The sequence below is a fragment of the Rhodococcus sp. BH5 genome, from assembly GCF_027583855.1.
GTDB classification, from domain to species: Bacteria; Actinomycetota; Actinomycetes; order Mycobacteriales; family Mycobacteriaceae; genus Rhodococcus_F; species Rhodococcus_F qingshengii.
The window spans coordinates 142,163-160,207 of the sequence record NZ_JAJHVW010000004.1 but is presented as its reverse complement, the minus strand read 5'-3'; the positions used below and the strand labels follow the sequence as shown (position 1 = coordinate 160,207).

The following is an 18,045-nucleotide window of genomic DNA, read 5'->3' as shown; positions in this document are numbered from 1 at the left end:
GTGCCACTGTAAACCCGGCTCGCGCCCTGGAACGGTGGATGTGCAGTGCTCACATCAGTATTCAATCACCGTCACGCTCCACGCTCGTAAGTCGTGAGCCTAGGGCAAATCCCAACTCAACCAGCCCTGGTCGACACTCGGAATCCAACCGCCGCATGGCTGTCCGTGCTCCAACGCAAAAACGACGTCCTCCAATAGCGCGGCGACGGAGGGCCAGGTTGTCCCTTGGTCGGCGCTGTCTCCGAGGAATTCGCGTACACATCCGCTTGCTTGACCGGTCCGCGTATCGACGAACAAGAGATCGCCCCGAATGTTGGCAGCTATGGGAATGTATGCCGCCAAAAAGGTGTCAGCCACCGTTCCCGCTGGCTGATCAGGCAAAGCGATGCCACCGGCGGCTGTTGTCGTCTCTCCCCACTCTGTCGTCATCGATTCCCACACAGACGCGACACGATCCAAAGGCAACGGTTGAAACTCCGGAAATATCAGGGCCGAGTGCCCTCCGTCGGGGTTTCCGTTCTGCAAACCGAACCACGTCCGTAGCTCGGCCGGCCACGTCCTGCCCGTAAATGTTTCCACGGATTTCAGGACGTCCACTGGCGCGGGCGGGTCGATAGCGGCAGCCGTTACCGGGGCTTCCCGCTGACACCAACCGTTGAGTCTGCGCCAGTGCTCTTCAACGCTCATGAATGCACGCTATCCCGGCCTCACGGATCCATGACATCTGACGGCCGCGTTCGATCTCGCAGCGGGATTTCTGTCGATAGATTCGAACCATGACTCTTACCGACGCATGGCTCGCCTTCATGGAGGTACTCCGCGACCGTGCACCGGTCACCGCCGCTGCGGTACGTCCGCCTCGGACTCGGTCCGATCGGGAAACCGCCGAACGCGTCACTAATCCATGGCCGGAGGACCTACGCGAGTTCTTCGCCCTGCATGACGGCCAACCCTTCCGCTCCGACGACAACCAGTTCGTCGGCGAAGCCCTACCAGGAGTGGAACTGCTTTCACTCGACCATGTGGTTTCCACGCACAGACGTTGCCGTGAACAATTGCATCCTATCGACTACCTCGGACCCGACTGGCCCATCACCGTTCGAGCACAACACGCAGGTGAAACTGCAGAGATGTTCCTCCCTACCTACATTCCGTTCGCCGAGGACGGAGCCGGTGATTTTCTCTATGTCGATACCCGAGGTGGCCTACACCACGGCTGCATCCGCTATTTCGCCGCCGAAGCCGCCGACGAAGGCGGCTCCCTTTTCGGCTCTCTGGCCGACTACGTGGATTCGGTTCGTCGAAGTATCGAGTCAGGATCCGAGCACTCGTACTTGATGCCGACAGTCACTGACGGCGTGCTGGTCTGGGACGTCGACTTTTCGGATCAGCCGATCCCACATCCCCAGCCGAGCCCGATACCGCTGCACCTGCCGTTTCCGCTGAAGGACTTTCAGCCTTCGCTGGTCAATTCAGATGACGACCTCATCGACCTCGACGCCGTCCGCAAATCTGTCCTCGACACTGCGCAGTCCCTCCACCCCGGTTCGCATGTGCAGGGCGGCGAGGCGATATTTCCGCAGGTCCCGCGCCAGCGCGGGGTGACCGTGAACTCCTACGTCCAGATAGACGGAGTGCCCAGATTTTACCTGACGATCGTCACGGGAGTCGAGAACAACGTCATCGTCTACGAAATGCCTCCAGGAGGATTCGAATTCATAGTCGACGACTGACTTCTCTTGGTAAGTAAGGAGATTCCATGTCAGCGAGACTTTGCTGAGTTGACCTAAATGATCGGCACTTGTCCCCCGTTGTTGCGCCCATTTGATCCAGGCGCGCCGTTCCGGGTCGTCAGGGGACGCCTAAAGTACGGCGAGCGACGCCGATGTGGTCGGGGTCGGGGTATCGGACAGATCTCTATACACGAAATAGTTCCAGTCGATTCATGCGGTCGCTCAGGTGGCACGATCAATCAATAACAGCACGCTCCGGCAGTCCGGCAACCACAACCGCGAGGTTGTATCCCGACATCCGCAGTTCTCCGTTGTCCCCTGTCCTCGCGTACTCCGCATGCCCGAACGCCCGCTCGTGTTTCACTCCATCCGGGGTGATCCCCTCGGCCGTGGACAACCGATGGAACTCGGTGCGCGTCGGATCGCCACCGAAACGGCCGAACCCCGCGATACTGTCGCCTTCCGCTTTCATGACGTAGACGTGGCGGTCGGCGATACCGAGGTCCGACTCCACCTTGGCTCGCACCCCGGGTGAACCGTAGAACACCACGTCGTCGACCGCTGCGCTTGCCCCGCGTTGCAGCGCAAGAGAAGTCGCGAGGGATCCGTAGGAGTGGCCCAACGCGGTGATATGGACTCCGTCGTTGACCGACGCAGAACGAAGACCGTGAAAAAAGCTGCCCAATGCGTCGGCGGCTATGCCGGCCTTGGACGATCGACTGACGTCGAAGCTGGCCCGACCGATGTCGAACTTTCCCGGCCCGATCACCTGTGGCGCGTCGTATCCGATCCAGGCGATGGTGGCCACGCTTTCCTTTCGGCCGGCCAGTTCGAGCTGCCGCATCGCCTCGGCTCGTAATCGCGTTGCCTCGCCGACCATTCCGCGCATCGAGTCCTTGACGTTGGTGTTCAGTCCGGGAATCGTCACGGAGATGTGATCCGCTGTGTCCGGATCACCGATCGCAATTGCAGCGAAGCCGCGTTCGCCCGAGCGCATGTCCATGAGCAGTAACCGTCGATCAGGTTCGGCGCGAAACAACTCGTCGAGCGCGTCCAGATCCTCGAGTTTGCGTTCGGCGTACCACTGGCCCGCCCCGGTGTTACTCAGTCTGCCGCCGAAGAACTCGCGGTGAAGTTCTTGCGAGATTCGGACTGAATCATCTTGCAGCCGTGCTCGTTCCGATTGAATTCGATCGAGATTGGCCGGGCTGCGAATCGCAGCAGGAATGCCGTCGAGGTTGGCGATCAGGCCTGGTGCATGACGCAACATCTGACGCTGCCGATCAGGGCTGAACGCTCGCCACTCCTCCCCCACACGCACAGCTTTGTCACGGAGGTCGGTGCCGACCTGAGACCGCAGAGACAACGCATGATGAAGATCCGCGCTGACCAGCAGTGCCTCACCGATCAGTTCTCGAACTGCGACCTCGAGCAACTGGGCGTGCACGTGGAGCGGGTGACCGTCGGCGATGGGCGCAACGGCAGAGACGGTTCCATCCTGACGAATATGCAAGTCGTCGGCGACGGCCTCTTTGCGCAGCGTATCCAGCCGTCGACGGATGTCGCGAACGCGGTGAGCGACCAGAACGCCTTCCAACCCAGCAGACAGTTGATCCAAGGCTTCGACGTCCCATACGTCGATATCTGTGAGATCCACTCGGGTCAGGACGAACGAGCAGCGATCCGGGCCTGTACTTCCGGGCGACGCAACGGAGGGACGGTCTGAGGTGGCTGTCTGCGAGGCGGCAACGCACTGAGCAGGCGCGTCGTCGTTTCGGTCACCTCACGCACCGCCTGTTCGAAGGCGTCTCGGTTCGCGTCGGACACCTTGGCTATTCCGCTCACCTTACGTACGTATTGGCGAGAGGCCGCCTCGATCTCCTCCGGCGTAGCAGCGGGCTCGAGTCCACGAAGTTCAGTGATGTTTCGGCACATAATTCGACGATAACCCTGCTCACCGACGCCGTCACGGTTCGATACATCAATGTATCCAAACTGCCACGCAGATCCGGGCATCACGGTAGTTTCAGTGAAATTCCCCCAGTGACTGGAAGTAGCCACTAACTCATGGACTCTGCACTCACCTCCGTCGGCCTACCCGCCGCACTCGCCATCATCATGTTCGGCCTCGGGCTTTCCTTGACGGTCGGAGATTTTGCCCGCGTGGCAAAAGCGCCGAAAGCCGTCTCGATTGCCCTGATCTGTCAGTTGTTGTTGCTCCCGGCCGCGGCCTTCGGTCTGGTCACGTTGTTCGACCTCGACCCACTGCTCGCTGTCGGCATGATGCTCCTCGCCGCATCACCGGGCGGCACCACGGCAAACCTGTTCAGCCATCTGTTCCGCGGCGATGTCGCTCTCAATGTGACACTCACTGCGGTCAATTCGGTGATAGCGGTGGTCACCCTTCCGCTCATCACCAACTTCGCGTTGGGCTACTTCGAACCCGAGGACGCGGACGGCACCCTCGGACTGCAGTTCACGAAGGTACTTCAGGTCTTTGCCGTCGTACTGATTCCTGTCGCCCTCGGAATGTGGGTTCGATTGCGCTCGAACGCCTTTGCCGAGCGCATGGACAAGCCCGTCCGCATCGGATCCGCGGTGGTTCTGGCACTGGTGATCGTCGGAACGGTTGTTTCCGAGCGCGAGAACATCGCGGACTATCTCGTCGACATCGGCGTCGTCGCTGCCTTGTTCTGCCTACTGAGCCTCTCGATCGGTTACGTCGTTCCCCGGATATTCGGCATCGAGGATCGTCAGGCCATCGCCAGTTCCATGGAAATCGGCATCCACAACAGCACGTTGGCGATCACCATCGCCGTCAGTCTCCTCGACAACGTGCAATTGGCAGTGCCGGCCGCGGTGTACGGCGTTCTGATGTTCCCGCTCGCCGCAGCCTTCGGCGCCGCCATCACCCGAAAGTCACGGACCATGGCCGAAATCGACTAATATCAGGCGGTTTTCGATATAGGTGATCTGGTATCGCCAACCCTACGATAGATACGGACTCAGACCGAAGGGTATCGAAAAAATGCTGACCAACACACCTACCGTGCCGGACGAACGCGTCTGGCAAGAGCTAGTCGACGCACTTACCCGTCGCCAATTCGGCATCGGAGCCGGGATGGCAGCAGTCGCAACTATTCTGTCGTCCTGCAGTTCCAGCGACGGTTCAGGTACCGATGATGACGCTCAAATGCGCACCGTCACCACGCCGTTGGGGACCTACGACATACCTACCAACCCGAAGCGGGTCTTGGCCGTCGACGCCCGAACCGACCTCGAGCTCGCCATTGCCCTGGAACTACCGGTGTTCGGATACAACATCTCGCCCGTCACCAAGTGGGTTCCCGTCGACGGCTCGGCCGAATACCTCAGCGACAAGCCCAATCTGGAGCAGATCCTCGGACTCGCACCCGATCTCATCATCTGCGTCAACGCCGACAACGAGTACTGGCCCGCTGCAAAGCTCCAAGCCATCGCTCCTGTCCTGACGACCGAATCGAAGCAGACGTGGCGGGAGAACCTGACCCAGCTCTCCGATTGGCTGGGCCGAACACCCACCATGGATCGCCTGATCACCGATTACGACGCTCTGATCACCGACATTCGCACTCGACACGCTTCGGCGATCGCGGGCAAAACCGTCGCAAGCTTGTCCTACAGTCCGGACAAGGCCACGATCTACATCGACAGCCTGCCCGTGTCGGAGGAAACGGGAAAGAAGAATCGTCAACCCACCGACATGACGCTCGCCGATATCGGCGGAAGAACATTGAACACAACCGGTTTCGACAATCAGGGACGACTGAGCATCGAAGAGATGGATCGTCTGCAAGGCTGCGACGCGTTCATGGTTTCTGTCACCGACAGCAGTGACACCACCTTCGATCAACTCTCGGACAACAAGTTGTGGCAAAGACTTCCGGCTGTGCAGGCCGGGAACGTCACCGTTCTGCAAGGAAGTATGTACTACGGGTCCATCTACACCAACATGTACGTGGCCAAGGGCTGGGACGATCTCTATTCGACGCTCGACTGATCAGACTTGTCCGTGGAAATGCCGGCCGCTCCCGCGCGGTCGGCTTTTCACATTTCGAGGTCGATGCCCAACGCTCCCGAGAGGGTCCGCAGACAGATCACTCTCAACTCTTCCTGCGGTATGGAAGGTTGATCGAGCCAGTCGAGGCAGACAGCTCGGACGAACGCGATCCATCCCCGAACTGCAACGGCAGCGAGCTGTCTTCTTTCGCCCTCGAATCCCAGTGCATCGAGGATTCGAATCTGCTGCTGTTCGAGTTCGCGCTCGACAATCGCCCGGATACCGGCCTCGGCCGAGAGCGTCCCGACGTTGATGGCGCGCACTCCCCTGCTGTGCGACTTCACGTACGCGAAGTAGGCGTCCAACCCGGCTGCCACCTGTTCGCGCACCGGTAGCGTCGCATCGGGTGCGGTCACCTCGAGCAGGTGCTGCGATTCGCGCTCGACGATTGCGGCGAAGAAGTCTCGCTTGGTCGGAAAATAGTGGTACATCAACCCGCGCGAGACGCCCGCAATCTCGGCGACCTCTTCGATCCACACATCCTCGTACGAGCGATCGGCAAAAAGTTGCGCGCCGATGTCGAGCAACTGCGTGCGCCGCTGCTCTCGGTCCAGGCGTTTTCGTGGTGCGACCATAGGCAAGTCAGATTACTACTTGACACCGATTCAGTAAGGCGTACTTTGCGTACTAGACATCAATTCAGTAAGCGATCTCACCCCGGGGGACACACAATGAGCGTCGACACCACTCCAGAGGCGACGACCGATGCTCGGATCCCGCATCCGGCGTGGCGCCTGCCGGTCCTCGGGGACGTTCTCGGGATCAATATCCGGACACCGCTGCAGAACTCCGTGAGCATCGGCCGCGAACTCGGCCCGATCTTCGAGAGAAATGTCCTGGGAAATCGCTTCGTCTTCGCCTCGGGCGCGGACATGGTGGCAGAACTGTCCGACGAGTCCCGGTTCGCGAAGCACCTTGCACCTGGAGTCAAAGCACTCCGCGGAATCGGCGGCGACGGCCTGTTCACGGCGTACAACCACGAACCCAACTGGGGCAAGGCGCACAATCTCCTGGCCCCGGCGTTCAGCCAGACTGCGATGCGCTCGTACCACCGCACCATGCTCGACGTGGCCGGCGAGTTGGTCGACCATTGGGACAGTCGTGAAAGCGACTCCCCCATCGACGTCTCCGCAGACATGACCAAGCTGACGTTGGAGACCATCGGACGCACTGGATTCAGCTACTCGTTCGACTCCTTCGAGCGTGAAGAACAGCATCCGTTCGTCAAGGCAATGGTCGGCGCACTCTCCCATTCGCAGCGCACGACGTTCCTGAAGTCGACCGCCCTCGGGCGAGTGCTCGCACGTCGCGCCGATCAACGTGACGAGGTCCGCAAGGCGTACATGGCCGAGGTTGTGGACGAAGTGATCCGTGCCCGGCGGACAAGTACCGAACCGGGGCCCGAAGATCTTCTCGAACTGATGCTGCGGGCGGCACGCGAGAACGATCCCAACCGTATCGACGAACTGAACATCCGCCATCAGGTCGTGACCTTCCTCGTCGCCGGACACGAAACGACCTCCGGCGCATTGTCGTTCGCGCTGTACTACCTGTCACGAAACCCTGACGTGCTGGCCAAGGCGCAAGCCGAGGTCGACAAGGTATGGGAGGGCGAGGAGCCCGCCTTCGAGAAGATCGCGAAACTTCGATACGTACGACGCGTCCTCGACGAATCATTGCGTCTGTGGCCGACCGCTCCCGCCTACGGGCGCGCGGCGCTCGAAGACACGACGCTCGTCGGCAAGTATCCGATGAAGAAGGGCGATTGGATGCTCGTGCTCATCCCGTCACTTCATCGTGATCCGGTGTGGGGCAACGATCCCGAGGCGTTCGATCCGGATCGCTTCCTGCCTGCCAACATCAAAGCCAGGCCGGCGCACGTGTACAAGCCATTCGGAACGGGTGAACGCGCCTGCATCGGAAGACAATTCGCCATTCACGAAGCGGTCCTCGTGTTGGGCACCATCTTGCAGAAATACACGATCGAGGCCGATCCGGACTACGAGTTGAAGGTAGCCGAACGGCTCACCCTGATGCCCGAAGGCTTCAACTTGACGGTCCGCCGACGCTGACCTCGCAAAACTGCGTCGCGCAACTCGGTTGAAACAGTCCCGAATGCGGTAATCCCTGAGGTGGCAGCAGCGAGCACCGGCGCACCCTGGGAGTTCACATGACAAAGAGGCCTGCAGTGGGAATCGTCTTACTCTCGGCGGCATTGGCCACGGGAGCTTGCTCGGCAAGCGTCGGGACGCCGCAAGTGGACAAGTCCGAAGTCGCAAGTCAGATCTCCACTCAACTAGCCGAGAAGATCGGCGAGCCACCCGACGACGTGACGTGTCCGGAGAACCTCGACGCCGAAGTCGGCGCATCGATCACGTGCATCCTGACCGAGCAGGGCACCGAGTACGACGTCACAGCTACCGTGACCAGCGTTGACGGTGAAAGTGCGAACTTCGACATCAAGGTTGCGGATGTGCCGAACAACTAACTGCTGTGCGCCTTTATTAACCGCCGGGGGTTAATAAAGGCGCACAGCAAGGCGTCAGAGACGCTCGATAATCGTCGCGTTCGCGGTGCCGCCACCTTCACAGATGGTCAGCAGGCCGTAACGACCGCCGGTGCGCTCGAGTTCGTTGAGCAGGGTTGCCATCAGCTTGGTGCCGGTCGCGCCGAGCGGGTGACCGAGTGCGATCGCGCCGCCGTTGACGTTGACCTTGGCCGGATCTGCGCCGATTTCCTTGATCCAGGCCAGGACGACCGGGGCGAAAGCTTCGTTGATCTCGACGATGTCGATGTCGTCGATGCTCAGGCCGGCCTTCGCGAGAGCATGCTTCGTGGCCGGGATCGGCGCACTGAGCATGAAGATCGGGTCGTCGCCGCGTGCGCTGAGGTGATGAATCCGGGCGCGAGGCTTGAGGTTGTACTTCTCCACCGCTTCCGCCGACGCCAGCAGCAGCGCACTCGCACCGTCGGAGATCTGGCTGGCCACTGCCGCGGTCATGCGTCCGTCTTCGACGAGAACCTTGAGCGTCGCCATCTTCTCGAGGCTGGTCTCGCGGGGTCCTTCGTCGACGGTCGCGTCGCCCATGGCGACGATCTCGTTGTCGAAACGACCCGCGGCGATTGCAGCCTTGGCGCGCTCATGGCTCTGCAGGGCCCACTTCTCGAGCTCTTCGCGGCTGATGTCCCACTTCTCGGCGATCATTTCGGCGCCCTTGAACTGCGAGACCTCTTGGTCACCGTAGCGCTCGGTCCAACCGACCGAACCCGAAGTCGGCGTGTCGAATCCGTACTGCTGACCGACGATCATCGCTGCCGAGATCGGAATCTGGCTCATGTTCTGAACGCCGCCGGCAACGATCAGATCCGCGGTGCCCGACAGGATGGCCTGAGCGCCGAAGTGCACTGCCTGCTGGCTCGAACCACACTGACGGTCGACGGTCACCCCGGGAACGTGCTCCGGGAATCCCGCTGCGAGCCAGGACATACGGGCGATGTTGCCGGCCTGGCCGCCGATGGCGTCGACGCAACCGAAGATCACGTCGTCGACGTCACTGGGGTCGATACCGGTGCGCTCGACCAGTGCCTTGACGACGTGCGCACCGAGATCGATGGGGTGCACGCCGGACAGCGCGCCGCCCCTCTTGCCGATCGGTGTGCGAATGGCGTCGACGATGTAAACCTCGGACATAGCGTTAGCTCCTAGTTTCGTTGTGCAGCAATAGTTCTTGAAGTTGATTCAGCAATAGCGTCTGAAGTTGTGGCCGGATCGGAGAGCCCGTCGAGCACGATCGCGAGATATTGAGCCGCGACGGCGTGAGCCGAGAGGGATCCACCCGGTCGGTACCAGCGAACCGCGACCCACACGGTGTCGCGCATGAAGCGGAAGACCAATTCGACGTCGATGTCGGAGCGGAAGGTCCCGTCCGCGACGCCGGCTTCGAGGACGCCGACCCATAGGTCCCGGAATTCGGTGTTGCGCTCGGCCAGGTAAGCGAAGCGCTCGTTCCCGACGAGGTGCTTGACCTCGTCCTGGTAGATCGCCACAGCCGAATGTGAGGCGTCGATGGCCTCGTACGACGTCACGACCAGTGCTTCGAGCGTCGCGCGACTGTCCAACCCCGCCGCGACGATCTCGCGGTATTTTCCGAAGAGTTCGTCGAGGAACTGGTGCAGGATCTCGTCGACCATCGACTCCTTGGAATCGAAATGGTGATACAGGCTGCCGGACAGGATCCCGGCGGCGTCGGCGATGTCGCGGACGGTCGTCGCGCGCACTCCGCGATCGGCGAAGAGCCCCGCCGCGATCTCGAGCAGCTCGTCGCGGCGCCCGGACTTGCCGTTTGATTCGTCGGAATTTCGAGGTGGCGTCATGTATTCAATCCTATCCAGGGCCTTCCCCTGTGCGCGGTCAGCGAGTCCAGGGGCTCCTTAACCGCGCACGGGGACGCTAGGCCCTCTGCGAAGAAACGGAGACGATCTCGCCGGTCATGTAGGTGGAGTAATCGCTGGCGAGCATCGCGATGACCGTTGCGATCTCCCAGACCTCCGCGGCGCGGCCGTAGGCCTCACCGGAAGCCAACTGGTCGAGCAGTTCCTCACTGGTGACCTTCGCCAGGAACGCGTGACGCGCAATGGAAGGCGAGACCGCGTTGATACGGACTCCGTACTCCGCTGCTTCGATGGCGCTGCACCGAGTCAGCGCCATGACGCCGGCCTTGGCTGCGGCGTAGTGCGCCTGGGAATGCTGCGCGCGCCAACCGAGAACGGACGCGTTGTTCACCAGAACACCGCCGTGGGGAACGCTCTTGAAGTACCGCAGGGCTGCGCGCGTCGAACGGAAGGTGCTGTTGAGGGTGATGTCGAGAACGCGATCCCACTGATCGTCCGTCATGTCGACGACGGGAGTTTCGCCGCCAAGGCCCGCGTTGTTGACGACGATGTCGATACGTCCCAACTTCTCGGCCGCGCCGACGAACAACGCGTCGACCTGCTCGGTGCTCGATACATCGCAGATGATCGATTCGACCTGCTGACCGGGGAATTCGGCCTTCAGCTTCTCCACCGTCTCACCGAGTCGACGCTCGTGGAAGTCGGAGACGAGAACGTCGCCGCCCTCGAGAAGCACCCTGCGCGCAGTGGAGAAGCCGATGCCTGTTCCGGCTGCGGCGGTGATGATCGCCTTCTTGCCCGCGAGCAGTCCGTGGCCCGGGGTTTCCTCCGGCGCAACGGAAAGCGGGGACGCGGCTTTGGTGTCAGACATTAACGAGCCTCTCGGGGAAGACCGAGCACGCGCTCGGAAATGATGTTGCGCTGAATTTCGTTGGAGCCGCCGTAAATCGTGTCGGCGCGGGTGAAGAGGAAGAGGCGTTGCCATTCGTCGAGCTCGAGGTGCTCGGGATCGGTGATGTCCGAGGCATTGCCTTCGGAATCCGCCCACGGTGCAACCAACGACGACGCACCCTGCACGTCCATCGCCAGCTGTCCCAGATCACGATGCCAGTTGGCCCACAACAGTTTTGCGACGGACGCTTCTCCGCCACCGGTTCCGGCGTCGACCGCGTCGAGAGTGCGCATCGCGTGGGCGCGCATCACGCGCAGTCCGACCCACGCGCGGGCGATCTTTTCGCGAATGTGCGGATCCTGGTCACTGCCATTGGCTTTCGCCAGGTCGACGACGCCTTGGAGCTCGCGGGCAAATCCGATCTGCTGTCCGAGCGTGGATACACCGCGCTCGAAGGTGAGCAGCCCCATCGCGATCTTCCAGCCCTCGCCGGGTTCCCCGACCACCAGATCGGCATCGGTGACGGCGTCGTCGAAGAAGACCTCGTTGAACTCCGATGTGCCGGTGAGCTGCTGAATGGGCCGAACTGTCACACCGGGCTGATCCAACGGGACAAGCAGGAAGCTCAACCCCTGGTGACGCTTGGAGCCCACCTCGGTGCGGCAGACCACGAAGCACCACTGCGCGACGTGAGCCAGTGAGGTCCACACCTTCTGGCCGTTGATGATCCACTTGCCGTCTTCGAGGCGTGCGGTCGTGGAGACGTTCGCGAGGTCGGAACCGGCGCCGGGCTCGGAGTAGCCCTGCGACCACAGTTCACTGACCGTGTTGATGCCAGGAAGGAATCGGCGCTTCTGCTCGTCGGTGCCGTACGCGATCAGCGTCGGGCCGAGCAGCTCTTCACCGATGTGGCTGACGCGAGCGGGCGCACCGGCCTTCGCGTACTCCTGATGGAAGATGACCTGCTGGGAGATGCTTGCTCCCCGCCCGCCGAACTCCTTCGGCCACCCGAGGCACGTCCACCCCGACGCTGCGAGGTGCTTGTCCCACTCGAGTCGTTGCTCGAAGAACTCGTGCTCACTGCCGGGGCCGCCCTTACCCTTGAGCTGGGCGAATTTGCCCGTCAAGTTCTCGGCCAACCACTGCGCGACCGTGGCCGCAAACTCGTCGTCCGTCATCTGCCCGTCCGGGCTCTCGCTCTGGTCCACATATGTAAGATAACCTACCAAGCACTTGCTAGGTAGCGTGTCAGGTAGGAGTCCAGTGACCGAACAACCGAGAACCATCCCATCAGCCCTCATCCGGGCCGCCGAGGAGTTCGGTGAGCGCGCGGCTATCGCCGATGGCGACACCCGACTGACCTTCGCACAGCTACATCAGCGCGTCCGCGATTTCGCCGGCGCACTGATCAACCGTGGGGTGAAGGCAGGCGACCGCGTCGTCATCTGGGCGCCCAACACGTACCACTGGGTGATCGCCCTGCTCGGCGCTCAGTACGCCGGCGCAGCCATCATCCCGATCAACACGCGCTACACCGGCACCGAAGCACTCGACATCGTCGAGCGCGTCGACGCAGCTGCCCTGGTGGTCGTCGGCACGTTCCTCAAGGCCGATCGGTACCAGCAGTTGCTCGACGCCAATCCGGACCTGAGGATCCCCACCGTCATCCAGGTACCGATCGACGGGGACGACGACCGTGACGGCGTCATCGAGTTCGAGGACTTCCTTGCGCTCGCCACCGACGCCGCCCGCACCGAAGCCGATGCGCGTGCTGCGAAGGTACAGCCAGACGACATCAGCGACATCCTCTTCACCTCCGGCACCACGGGACGCAGCAAGGGTGCGATCACCGCGCATCGTCAGTCCATCGCCGTCGCCAAGTCGTGGGGTGAAAGCGCCGAGGTCACCGCCGACGACAACTTCCTCATCATCAGCCCGTTCTTCCACACCTTCGGGTACAAGGCCGGAATCCTGGTCTGCCTGTTGAACGGTGCGACGATCGTGCCGGTGTCCGTCTTCAACATCGACGACACCCTCGCATTGGTCAGCAGCGAGAAGATCAGCATTCTGCCTGGCGCCCCGACGATCTACCAGACCATCCTCGATCATCCCCGCCGCAGCGAATACGACCTGTCCTCGCTCCGCATCGCGATCACGGGCGCAGCACCCGTGCCGGTTGCTCTCGTCGAGCGCATGCAAGCAGAGCTTTTCGACGCCGTCCTCACGGCATACGGTTTGACCGAGGCAGTGGTTGCGACCATGTGCCGCACCGACGACGACCCGGTCACCGTCTCCACCAGTTCCGGCCGCGCGACAGCCGATTTCGAGGTCAAGATCGGCGACCAAGGCGAGATCCTGCTTCGCGGACCGAACGTCATGCTCGGGTACCTCGACGACCCGGAATCCACCGCCAAGGCAATCGACGCCGACGGCTGGCTGCACACCGGAGACGTCGGAACCCTCGACGAGCGCGGATATCTCGACATCACCGACCGTCTGAAAGACATGTACGTCAGCGGCGGATTCAACGTCTACCCCGCCGAGATCGAGGGCATGTTGGCTCGCCTGCCCGGCGTCCACGAGTCTGCTGCCATCGGCATCCCCGATCACCGGATGGGAGAGGTGGGCCGCGTCTACATCGCCCAACTCGACGGTGCCGGCCTCACCGAAGAGTCGGTAATCGCCTTCCTCAAGGAGAAGATCGCAGGCTTCAAGGTGCCCCGCGAGGTGCGCTTCGTAGATCATCTGCCCCGTAACCCTTCGGGCAAGGTCCTCAAAACGGTTCTGCGCGAGGAACAATCATGACCGTTCCCTTCGAAGCCGACGTCGTGACCTACGAGGTTCGTGACTCGGTCGCCGTCGTGACCTTGAATCGACCCGACTACCGCAACGCCCAGAACTCGGTGGTCACGTACGCCCTCGACGCGGCATTCCAGCGCGCCGTCGAGGACGACGAGGTGAAGGTGATCGTCCTGGCAGGCAACGGACCTCACTTCAGCGCCGGACACGACCTGGGAACTCCGGGACGCGACCATCACGTCGAGTACGAGAACAAGGCCACCATGTGGTGGGATCACGTCGACAAGCCAGGCGGTGACCAGCGTTTCGCCCGCGAGATGGAGGTCTACCTGGGCATGTGCCGCCGTTGGCGGGAGATCCCCAAGCCCACCATCGCGATGGTGCAAGGCGCCTGCATTGCCGGCGGGCTCATGCTCGCCTGGGTCTGCGACATGATCGTCGCGGCCGACGACGCCTTCTTCTCCGATCCCGTTGTCCGCATGGGCATCCCCGGCGTCGAATACTTCGCGCACCCGTGGATGGTCGGTTCACGATTCGCCAAGGAAATGCTCTTCACCGGCGATAGGTTCACCGCGCAACGTGCATACGAAATCGGCATGGTGAACCGCGTCGTCGCCCGCAAGCATCTCGAGAAGGAGACGTTCGAGCTCGCCGGACGTATCGCCGAGATGCCGCGCTTCGGACTGGCTTTGACCAAGAAGGCCGTCAATCAGTGCGAGGATCAGATGGGGATGCGCAACGGCATCGACTCCGTCTTCGGTCTGCATCACTTCGCTCACGCTCACAACGCCGAAGTCGGCAAAGACTCGCTTGGTGGTCTCGACGCCAAAGCTATGGCTGCCAGTGCTCGCGCACCGCAGGAAGGAACAAACTAGTGGATCTCGTATTCGACGACGCCACAACCGCATTCCGTGACGAGGTTCGCTCGTTCCTGGAAGCGAATGTGCCCGCGACTCCCCTGAAGTCGATGGATACCGCCGAAGGCTTCGAAGAGCACCGTCAGTGGGAGCACACTCTCGCCGACGCCGGCTACGCCGTCGTCTCCTGGCCCAAGGAACTCGGTGGACGCGATGCGTCCCTGCTCGAGTGGGTCATCTTCGAGGAGGAGTACTACCGCTCGGGCGCGCCCGGCCGCGTAAGCCAGAACGGCATCTTCTTGTTGGCTCCCACACTGTTCGAGCATGCAAATGCCGAGCAGTTGGCTCGCATCATGCCGCGCATGGCTCGTGCCGACGACATCTGGGCCCAGGCCTGGTCCGAGCCCGAATCCGGTTCCGACCTCGCTAGCCTGCGTTCGAGTGCGAAGAAGGTCGACGGCGGCTGGCTGCTCAACGGTCAGAAGACGTGGAGCTCACGCGCGAGTTACGCCGACTGGGGCTTCGGCTTGTTCCGCTCCGATCCGGACGCGCAGCGCCACAAGGGCATCACGTATTTCATGTTCGACCTCCGGTCGAAGGGTGTCACCGTTCGCCCGATCGATCAGCTCGACGGTGAGCCCGGCTTCGCCGAGATCTTCCTCGAAGACGTCTTCGTTCCGGACGACCCGGCCAACCCAGGTGATTCGGGTGTGATCGGAAACGTCAACGAAGGTTGGCGGGTCGCGATGAGCACCGCGAGCAACGAGCGTGGTCTCTCGCTGCGCAGCCCCGGCCGCTTTCTCGCCACCGTCGACCGCCTGCTCGAGCTGTACAAGTCCAGCGGACGCACCGACGACAGCGCTCTGCGCAACCAGGTCGCCGACGCCTGGATCGGCTCTCGCGCTTACCAACTCAACACATTCGGCACCGTCACCCGTCTGGCCGACGGTGGACAGCTCGGCGCCGAGTCCTCGATCAACAAGGTCTTCTGGTCCGAGTGGGATATCGCCACCCACGAGACTGCTCTCGAACTTCAGGGCCCTGAAGCCGAGTTGGCCGACAACTGGATGGACGGATACCTGTTCTCCCTGTCCGGCCCGATCTACGCAGGCACCAACGAGATTCAGAAAAACGTCATCGCTGAGCGTCTGCTCGGCCTACCGAAGGCGGACCGATGAGATTCGCGCTCGACTCCTCCCACCAGGACTTCGCTGCAAGCATCGATGCGCTGCTGACCAAGTCCGACATGCCCGCCGTCATCCGTTCGTGGAACGACGGTGACACCGAGCCGGGCAAGAAGCTCTGGCAGCGCCTCGCCGAGACCGGCGTCAACGGTCTCGTCATCTCCGAAGAGCACGACGGACTCGGCGCCGACGCCGTCGACCTGGTCGTTGCGCTCGAACAGCTCGGTCGGCACGCAGTACCCGGACCGGTCGTCGAAACGATCGCCGTGGCGCCGACGCTCCTGGCTTCCGTTGCACCGGAACGTCTCTCTGCTCTCGCCGAGGGTTCGCTGGCAACCGTCGCAGCTCCCCCGCGCACACCGTTCGCGCTCGACGCCGATGCGGTGGATCTGGTTCTGCTCGCGCAGGACGGTGCCGTATCACTCGGCGTCCCTGGCGAAGCCAAGGCATCGGTGGATCTCTCCCGCAAGCTCTACGAGGTTTCAGCCGGCGAATCGCTGGGCTCCGCCGACTTCTCGGCCGCCTTCGACATGGGCGCTCTTGCCACTGCCGCGCAGTTGCAGGGCCTGGGCCAGACACTGCTCGAGGTCACCACCGAATACGCGAAGCAGCGCAAGCAGTTCGGCAAGGTCATCGGACAGTTCCAGGCCATGAAGCACCACCTGGCCGAGGTTGCCGTCTCCCTCGAGATGGCTCGCCCCCTGCTGCACGGCGCCGCACTGTCGGTTCGCGATCAGTCGGCCGACGCCTCGCGTGACATCTCTGCGGCCAAGGTCGCGTGCGGGGATGCTGCGTACAAGGCCGCTCGCGTCGGACTCCAGGTTCACGGCGCCATCGGCTACACGATGGAACACGATCTCTCCTTGTGGCTCACCAAGGTACGGGCGCTGCTCACCGCGTGGGGCACACCGTCCGAGCATCGCGCACGCGTCGTCGAAGCGCTGGTTGCATCATGAGCATCGACACCGAAGACCAGGCAGCATTGCGCGCATCGGTACGCGATCTCCTGAGCAAGCATTCCGACTCCGCTGCCGTCCGCGCCGCCATCACCACAGAGATCGGCTACGACGCCGCTTTGTGGAGCAAGCTGTGCGAGCAGATCGGCGTCGCCGCGTTGGCGATTCCGGAGGAGTTCGACGGCGTCGGAGCAGGTTTGGGCGAAGTACACGTGGTCCAGGAGGAATTGGGCCGCACGCTGACCCCGTCACCGATGCTGGGTTCGGCGATTCTTGCCGCACAGGCACTGCTGCTTTCCGGTGACAACGACGCATGCTCGCGACTGCTGCCCGGTGTCGCGTCCGGCGAGAGCACGCTCGCTCTGTGCTGGGCAGGTGCCGCGGGTTGGAGCACCTTCGGCGTCGAGGCAACCGAAGACGCGTTGACCGGTACGGCGTCGTACGTCCTCGACGGACACGTCGCAGACACCCTGCTCGTTCTCACGGCCGACGGGTTCTACGAAGTGGATCCAGCGGCCGAAGGCGTCTCCCGCCGACGCGTCCCCACCATGGATCCGACGCGAACGCTGGCGGAGGTCACGTTCTCCGGTGTTCGTGGTCGGCCACTGGAGTGGTCCGAAGATCTGGTCGATCGGATCCGAACCGTCGTTCTGATCGCCTTGTCTGCTGAACAGGTCGGAGCGGCAGCAGCGATCGTCGAACAGACCGTGGAATACACCAAGTCGCGCAAGCAGTTCGGTCGCGCGATCGGTTCTTTCCAGGCCCTCAAGCATCGGATGGCCGACATGTACACGTTGGTCGAGACGGCGCGGTCGATGACGTACGCCGCCGTGGCGACGCAGTCGGCGGACGACGCGGCAGTGGCGAAGGTCTACTGCTCGGAAGCCTTGCAGCAGATCACCTCCGAAGCGGTTCAGTTGCACGGCGGAATCGCGATCACCTGGGAGCACGACGCTCAGCTGTACTTCAAGCGTGCACACGGCAGCGCTCAGCTTTTCGGTCAGCCGAGCACCTACCTGCCGAGCCTCGCGCAGGCAGCGGGCCTCTAGGAGACGTCGGTGCTTGTTCGCTCGGGATTGCGAGCGAACAAGCACCACTGGTGCCCAGTCAGTGGAATGCCCAGCAGATTAATA

At 62.3% G+C, this 18,045-nt stretch carries 18 protein-coding genes; 10 read left to right on the top strand and 8 right to left on the bottom strand.

What is annotated here, in order from left to right; all coding sequences use genetic code 11:
• Positions 1-99: 99 nt before the first annotated feature.
• Positions 100-687 (bottom strand): hypothetical protein, encoded by a 588-nt coding sequence (locus RhoBH5_RS12500; protein WP_154100282.1) that lies wholly within the window; start codon positions 685-687, stop codon positions 100-102.
• Between the two features lie 89 nt (positions 688-776).
• Here RhoBH5_RS12500 and RhoBH5_RS12495 point away from each other — a divergent pair, with 89 nt between their 5' ends.
• Entirely contained in the window at positions 777-1,733 is a 957-nt protein-coding gene (locus RhoBH5_RS12495) for an SMI1/KNR4 family protein (RefSeq protein ID WP_058227638.1), read from the top strand.
• Positions 1,734-1,968: 235 nt separating this feature from the next.
• Here RhoBH5_RS12495 and RhoBH5_RS12490 read toward each other — a convergent pair whose 3' ends face one another.
• Together RhoBH5_RS12490 and RhoBH5_RS12485 are read right to left on the bottom strand one after the other, a co-directional pair.
• The gene (locus tag RhoBH5_RS12490; RefSeq protein ID WP_065351939.1) at positions 1,969-3,390 is read right to left on the bottom strand and encodes an alpha/beta hydrolase; all 1,422 of its coding nucleotides are present in this window, start codon (positions 3,388-3,390) and stop codon (positions 1,969-1,971) included.
• A 5-nt stretch (positions 3,391-3,395) separates the two neighbouring features.
• Positions 3,396-3,668, bottom strand: coding sequence for a DUF2277 domain-containing protein (locus tag RhoBH5_RS12485; protein ID WP_003945457.1), 273 nt, complete (start codon positions 3,666-3,668; stop codon positions 3,396-3,398).
• A gap of 132 nt (positions 3,669-3,800) precedes the next feature.
• On the opposite strand from RhoBH5_RS12485, the gene RhoBH5_RS12480 reads away from it, so the two are divergent.
• Positions 3,801-4,679 carry a bile acid:sodium symporter family protein gene (locus RhoBH5_RS12480; RefSeq protein WP_270008369.1) on the top strand — a complete coding sequence of 293 codons (879 nt, stop codon included), beginning with the start codon at positions 3,801-3,803 and terminating at the stop codon, positions 4,677-4,679.
• An 82-nt stretch (positions 4,680-4,761) separates the two neighbouring features.
• Positions 4,762-5,772 carry an ABC transporter substrate-binding protein gene (locus RhoBH5_RS12475; protein WP_270008368.1) on the top strand — a complete coding sequence of 337 codons (1,011 nt, stop codon included), beginning with the start codon at positions 4,762-4,764 and terminating at the stop codon, positions 5,770-5,772.
• A gap of 47 nt (positions 5,773-5,819) precedes the next feature.
• Here RhoBH5_RS12475 and RhoBH5_RS12470 read toward each other — a convergent pair whose 3' ends face one another.
• Positions 5,820-6,407, bottom strand: coding sequence for a TetR/AcrR family transcriptional regulator (locus tag RhoBH5_RS12470; RefSeq protein WP_042449458.1), 588 nt, complete (start codon positions 6,405-6,407; stop codon positions 5,820-5,822).
• A 96-nt stretch (positions 6,408-6,503) separates the two neighbouring features.
• Here RhoBH5_RS12470 and RhoBH5_RS12465 point away from each other — a divergent pair, with 96 nt between their 5' ends.
• The gene (locus RhoBH5_RS12465) at positions 6,504-7,904 is read left to right on the top strand and encodes a cytochrome P450 (protein WP_007734205.1); all 1,401 of its coding nucleotides are present in this window, start codon (positions 6,504-6,506) and stop codon (positions 7,902-7,904) included.
• Positions 7,905-8,002: 98 nt separating this feature from the next.
• On the top strand, positions 8,003-8,320 hold the full coding sequence (locus RhoBH5_RS12460) for a DUF4333 domain-containing protein (protein ID WP_020906277.1): 318 nt from the start codon (positions 8,003-8,005) through the stop codon (positions 8,318-8,320).
• A 54-nt stretch (positions 8,321-8,374) separates the two neighbouring features.
• On the opposite strand, the gene RhoBH5_RS12455 is transcribed toward RhoBH5_RS12460, so the two are convergent.
• The 4 genes from RhoBH5_RS12455 to RhoBH5_RS12440 form a co-directional block, all read right to left on the bottom strand.
• On the bottom strand, positions 8,375-9,523 hold the full coding sequence (locus RhoBH5_RS12455; protein WP_007734192.1) for an acetyl-CoA C-acetyltransferase: 1,149 nt from the start codon (positions 9,521-9,523) through the stop codon (positions 8,375-8,377).
• Between the two features lie 11 nt (positions 9,524-9,534).
• Positions 9,535-10,206: a TetR/AcrR family transcriptional regulator gene (locus RhoBH5_RS12450; protein WP_003945807.1), complete on the bottom strand. Its 672-nt coding sequence runs from the start codon at positions 10,204-10,206 to the stop codon at positions 9,535-9,537.
• Positions 10,207-10,282: 76 nt separating this feature from the next.
• Positions 10,283-11,095, bottom strand: a complete 813-nt coding sequence (locus RhoBH5_RS12445) for an SDR family oxidoreductase (protein WP_003945582.1) — start codon at positions 11,093-11,095, stop codon at positions 10,283-10,285.
• A complete protein-coding gene (locus RhoBH5_RS12440; protein ID WP_007734188.1) occupies positions 11,095-12,324 on the bottom strand; it encodes an acyl-CoA dehydrogenase family protein in 1,230 nt (409 codons plus the stop codon). Before RhoBH5_RS12440 ends, RhoBH5_RS12445 begins: the two co-directional genes overlap by 1 nt.
• Before the next feature lie 55 nt (positions 12,325-12,379).
• Here RhoBH5_RS12440 and RhoBH5_RS12435 point away from each other — a divergent pair, with 55 nt between their 5' ends.
• The 5 genes from RhoBH5_RS12435 to RhoBH5_RS12415 are packed head-to-tail and all read left to right on the top strand — an operon-like array spanning position 12,380 to position 17,961.
• A complete protein-coding gene (locus tag RhoBH5_RS12435) occupies positions 12,380-13,921 on the top strand; it encodes a FadD3 family acyl-CoA ligase (RefSeq protein ID WP_270008367.1) in 1,542 nt (513 codons plus the stop codon).
• Positions 13,918-14,790 (top strand): enoyl-CoA hydratase, encoded by an 873-nt coding sequence (locus RhoBH5_RS12430; protein WP_007734183.1) that lies wholly within the window; start codon positions 13,918-13,920, stop codon positions 14,788-14,790. The genes RhoBH5_RS12435 and RhoBH5_RS12430 overlap by 4 nt, the downstream gene beginning before the upstream one ends.
• The gene (locus tag RhoBH5_RS12425) at positions 14,790-15,950 is read left to right on the top strand and encodes an acyl-CoA dehydrogenase family protein (protein ID WP_270008366.1); all 1,161 of its coding nucleotides are present in this window, start codon (positions 14,790-14,792) and stop codon (positions 15,948-15,950) included. The genes RhoBH5_RS12430 and RhoBH5_RS12425 overlap by 1 nt, the downstream gene beginning before the upstream one ends.
• On the top strand, positions 15,947-16,912 hold the full coding sequence (locus tag RhoBH5_RS12420; protein ID WP_007734178.1) for an acyl-CoA dehydrogenase family protein: 966 nt from the start codon (positions 15,947-15,949) through the stop codon (positions 16,910-16,912). The genes RhoBH5_RS12425 and RhoBH5_RS12420 overlap by 4 nt, the downstream gene beginning before the upstream one ends.
• Complete coding sequence (locus RhoBH5_RS12415; RefSeq protein ID WP_003945931.1) at positions 16,909-17,961, top strand: acyl-CoA dehydrogenase family protein; 1,053 nt, start codon at positions 16,909-16,911, stop codon at positions 17,959-17,961. Before RhoBH5_RS12420 ends, RhoBH5_RS12415 begins: the two co-directional genes overlap by 4 nt.
• The last annotated feature ends 84 nt before the right edge of the window (positions 17,962-18,045 follow it).